Origin of the sequence: Bacillus stratosphericus, from assembly GCF_020524495.1 — a bacterium.
In the GTDB taxonomy this organism is placed as follows: Bacteria; Bacillota; Bacilli; order Bacillales; family Bacillaceae; genus Bacillus; species Bacillus stratosphericus_B.
On sequence record NZ_JAIVLB010000076.1, the window covers coordinates 1 to 3,278 of the forward strand.

The window sequence follows — 3,278 nt, forward strand, 5'->3', positions numbered from 1 at the left end:
GCTCCCACGGTCAATGAGGTATCGTTTTACCGCTTTGATTTTATCTTCAATTGTAAATTTAGCCAAAGAAAAGCACCTCCAAATGTTAGACTGTGTCTAATATTTGGGGTGCACTTCAATGACGGATTTCTTTTTTTGTTACTTTTTCATCATCGCTTTGCGTGCTGCTTTTTCAAATAGGAATGGGAATAATTGATACAATTTACTGCCAACGTTCATCCAGCCAGGTAAATTCATTTCTCTTTTTTTCGTCATCATGGCTGAGACGACCTTCCCTGCTACCTTGTCTGCACTAAGCATCATAAAATCAATATTTTTCACATAATCACCACTGCGATCTGCAATGGTAAAGAAATCCGTAGCAATCGGTCCCGGATTCACTGTCGTAACATGAATTCCGCAATCTTCCAGCTCCATTCTAAGACTGTTTGAAAATCCGAGGACGGCATGCTTTGATGCGGAGTATATCGCTGATTTAGGGGTGGCAATTTTTCCTGCCTGAGATGCAATATTGATAATGTGCCCCTGCCCCCTTTGTTTCATCTCTGGAATGACCTTTTTCGTGCAGGCGATTAAGCCAAACACATTGACCTCAAACATTGACACCATTTCCTCAATGGACGCATCTTCTACGAGATCGAATACACCGAAGCCGGCATTGTTGACCAAAATATCGACAGCTCCCACTTCTTGATATGCTCGATCAATGTCCTCAAACTGGCTCACATCAAGCTCCACGATGTGACACACCCCACCAGCACTCATGATCTTTTCTTTCACACCCGTAAGCTTGTCCATTCGTCTTGCTGAAATAATGATTTCAGCTCCTTGTGCTGCTGCCAAGTACGCCATTTTTTCACCAATGCCCCCAGACGCGCCTGTAATCCATATTCTCTTTCCTGTTAATCGCCCCATTCGTTTCACTCCTTAGTTTGCTCGGTAATAGAGGGTTCCGTCTTTTAGTACTTCTTCAATTTGTTCCTCCGCTAAGAGAACATCCAGTTGTCCGACTGTCTCAGACATGGTTAAAAATAATGCTTCTTCATACAGCACTGGAAACAGTGTGCGGCAAAGATGAAAAGCAGTCATTTCTTTTTGTTTGAGCAGTTGATACATGGTATTTGCCCGTTTCTCTTGTTTCTTAAATCTTTCTTCGATTAATTCATGATGAGACGTAATCAGCTGACCGTGTCCAGGATAGATGGTCTTGATTGGCAAACGCAATAACCGATGAAGTGATGCTTTATATTGAAGCAGCGATTTTTGACGCTCCTTTCCTTCATCAGGTGCTTCCATTAACGGATTTGAAGAAATGGTTGTGAGCAGCAGATCACCACCAATGAATTTCCCCGTTGTTTCATCTAAAAAAGATAGATGAGACTGTGCATGTCCAGGGGTTTCCATCACAAAATAGTGTTCATGCCCCTTCAAACGATCGCCTTCTTTTATGACGTCATCAACATGTGCAGTACAAGAATATGTATAGGACTGCTTCACAATTCTTTCACACTCACCTTGACGAAGCGGCACACCTAATTGCTGAAAAAAACGATCCATAAAGTCTATTTGGCGCTGCTTAAACGCTGAATCCTGACTAATATAGGGATCATTCAACTGATGTCCGATCACACGGACATGAGGTTTCATCATATTTAAAAGACCGACATGATCTGCATGATGATGGGTTAATACCACTTGATCAATATCGTCTATCGATAAATGATGTTCCTTTAATTGCGTGACAAAGGCATGCTGCGCCTCTTGTGTCATCGGCCCGCAATCAACTAAGGTCACGGCCTCTCCTTTTAATACATATGCATGGACATCCCCAACAGCAAAAGGTGTAGGGATGGATAATTGAATGATTTTTTCTTTCACTTTTATACGTCATCTCCTGCTTTTTGACTCATGGATTATCCTAACTCAACCTTCTTTATTCATTGTATCTTGCAAAGGGCAGACTGTCATGCGGTTTGGATGGTCAATTTTTTATCCAACCCTATTGACACAAACTTGTCCATCGTTGCATAATGAACAACAAATAAAAGATGCGCGATGACAAGGATTAGTAAGCAAAATAATGATGCAAGAGAGTGAGGTCCGCCGGCTGTAAGACTTCATCATCCTCTTATTTGCTGAACCTGCCCTTTGAGCTGTTAGGCAAACCTAAACGTTTCCCGCGTTAAGGGACTAGAGCTGAGTATGCATGTTTGCATGCTAATTGAGGGTGGTACCGCGAAAAACCTTTCGTCCTTTGCAGACGAGAGGTTTTTTTATTTTCTACAAGGAGGAGCAGCTTATGAGTAAAATTGGATTTATCGGTGCAGGCTCTATGGCCGAGTCTATGATTAAAGGTTTAGTAAAAAACGGCATCATGTCAAATAAAGATATCATTGTAACAAATAAAACAAACGAAAAACGATTAGACGAATTAAAGATGCGCTATGGGGTCAAAACGGATTTTTCCCGATCCTTTATTTATGAAGAAGCAGATATTCTGGTATTTGCTATAAAGCCGAAAGATGCCGAAAGCGGGATTTCTGACGTACGACCTCACTTAAATGGACAGCTGATCATTTCTATTTTAGCGGGTATTTCCATTGAAACCATTCAACACTATGCTGGCGAAAAAACTGCGGTGGTTCGTGCTATGCCGAATACCTCAGCAGCGATTCAGCAATCAGCAACCGGCATTGCCGTTAGTGATGAAGTCACAGAGAAGCAAAAGGAAAAGGCCGTCGAGCTGTTTGAAACGATCGGCCATGTGACGGTACTCAATGAATCACATCTGAATGCTGTCACAGCCATTGCGGGAAGCGGTCCTGCCTTCATTTATCATTTGATCGAGGGAATGGAGCGAGGCGCTTCTGAACTTGGCATGGACCAAGCAACAGCGAAATTGCTCATTTGTCAGATGATTGCAGGCGCTGCTAATATGCTTCAGGATAGCGGAAAAGAACCTGCTGAACTTCGCAAAGAAATCACAAGCGAAGGCGGAACGACAGAAGCGGGACTGAACACACTTGCTTCCTATCAATTTGAAGAAGCGATTGTCGATTGTGTGAAAACAGCGACAAAACGTGCAGCAGAATTAAACGACATATTTTCAGCAAGCATTTATAAATGATATAGAAAAGCACCTGTTTTGATAACAGGTGCTTCAGACCGTAGACAAACCCCACCTTTACTTCAAGTAAAAGTGGGGTTTTCACTTATTTTGATAAAATTTATCAGTTGTCTTACGCTGGACATGGTCCTTTCCATGTCCAGTTTGCTAG

General features: G+C 42.2%; 3 protein-coding genes and 1 other annotated feature. Of the genes, 1 reads left to right on the plus strand and 2 read right to left on the minus strand.

Features of this window, described 5'->3' with window-relative positions:
* Positions 1–138: 138 nt before the first annotated feature.
* On the minus strand, positions 139–915 hold the full coding sequence (locus tag LC033_RS16280; protein ID WP_226570230.1) for an SDR family NAD(P)-dependent oxidoreductase: 777 nt from the start codon (positions 913–915) through the stop codon (positions 139–141).
* A gap of 12 nt (positions 916–927) precedes the next feature.
* A complete protein-coding gene (locus LC033_RS16285) occupies positions 928–1,878 on the minus strand; it encodes an MBL fold metallo-hydrolase (RefSeq protein ID WP_226570232.1) in 951 nt (316 codons plus the stop codon).
* Between the two features lie 168 nt (positions 1,879–2,046).
* Positions 2,047–2,258 (plus strand) — a binding site (T-box leader).
* Positions 2,259–2,299: 41 nt separating this feature from the next.
* On the opposite strand from LC033_RS16285, the gene proC reads away from it, so the two are divergent.
* A complete protein-coding gene (gene proC / locus LC033_RS16290; protein WP_226570234.1) occupies positions 2,300–3,127 on the plus strand; it encodes a pyrroline-5-carboxylate reductase in 828 nt (275 codons plus the stop codon).
* The last annotated feature ends 151 nt before the right edge of the window (positions 3,128–3,278 follow it).